The sequence below is a fragment of the Corynebacterium guaraldiae genome (assembly GCF_053480195.1).
In genome coordinates this window covers 1-974 of sequence record NZ_JBRBAU010000032.1, presented here as the reverse complement: position 1 = coordinate 974, position 974 = coordinate 1, and the positions used below count along the sequence as shown (strand labels likewise).

Below are 974 nucleotides of genomic sequence, written 5' to 3'. Positions count from 1 at the left end.
AACACTAAGCGGCTTCACGAAGCATTGGACTACGCCACCCCACAAGAAGTAGAAACCGAGTACTATCTCACCCAGCCCATCAACACAGGGCCGTAAAAGAAGCGGAACTAAACCCAGGACGCTTCACAACAACATCAAATGAGGCAGAAGAAAAAGTCCGGCTTGGAGCGTATTACCACCCCAGAACCCCCAGGATCGAAGAAGTAAGCCGCCAAGAAATCCTCGGAAGAAAACTTCCTCGCCTATAGCCCTGAAAATGACAGCAAGGCTTACCCCTTGAGACAGAACCACCCCCGGTATGGCCAGACTAGCCGTCGATACAAGACGGATACCAGCGTATCCTATTCCAAGCAACACGGGGAAAAAGATGATGCTTAATACTACTGATTGCCAATTTCCCCATTGCCAACCCACATTTGTCCGAGCTTGAGAAACCCCAATTCTCTTGCGCTGAAAAATGATATAAAGCACTGAAGGAACGAGAAACAAAAGGAATTCAAACATCTTCTCCGTACCCTAATCCCGGACCGGGTTGGCTACTTAGCCAGAAAGCTCGGTGCCCAGTTTACAATTCTGTATGAGGACGAGACGCCCGAGCATTGGTGGGGTAGATCATACTTCCGTGGCCCTTTCGCAGTAGTTAGGAACTAGGCAGCTACCCGGGTGGGTATGAGCCTTGTTTATCAGCGCTTTCAGGTGAACATGATTAGGCCCAATTGCCGAGGCGGGCCCTCATGAATCGGTCACTAAAAAGCCATTTGTTCAGACCTGGAAGTGCAGACTTGCCGCGTTGTGAAAACGAGAAGGAGACCGTTAAAGCAGTGATGGTGCTTTAACGGTCTCTTCGTTGTTTGTATTGAGTTGTTGTTTGTTGTTTGGTGTCGGCGGTTTCTTACTCTCCCACAACCTCCCGGTTGCAGTACCATCAGCGTTAGCAGGCTTAGCTTCCGGGTTCGGAATGGGTACCGGGCGTT

1 protein-coding gene and 1 rRNA gene are annotated in these 974 nt (G+C 50.0%); both read right to left on the bottom strand.

The genetic code is table 11. From position 1 onward, the window contains the following. Nucleotides 1-123: 123 nt before the first annotated feature. A complete protein-coding gene (locus ACUY3D_RS12645) occupies nt 124-504 on the bottom strand; it encodes a CPBP family glutamic-type intramembrane protease (RefSeq protein WP_448241221.1) in 381 nt (126 codons plus the stop codon). A 375-nt stretch (nt 505-879) separates the two neighbouring features. Further along, nucleotides 880-974, bottom strand: a 5S ribosomal RNA gene (gene rrf / locus ACUY3D_RS12640); the annotation flags it as partial.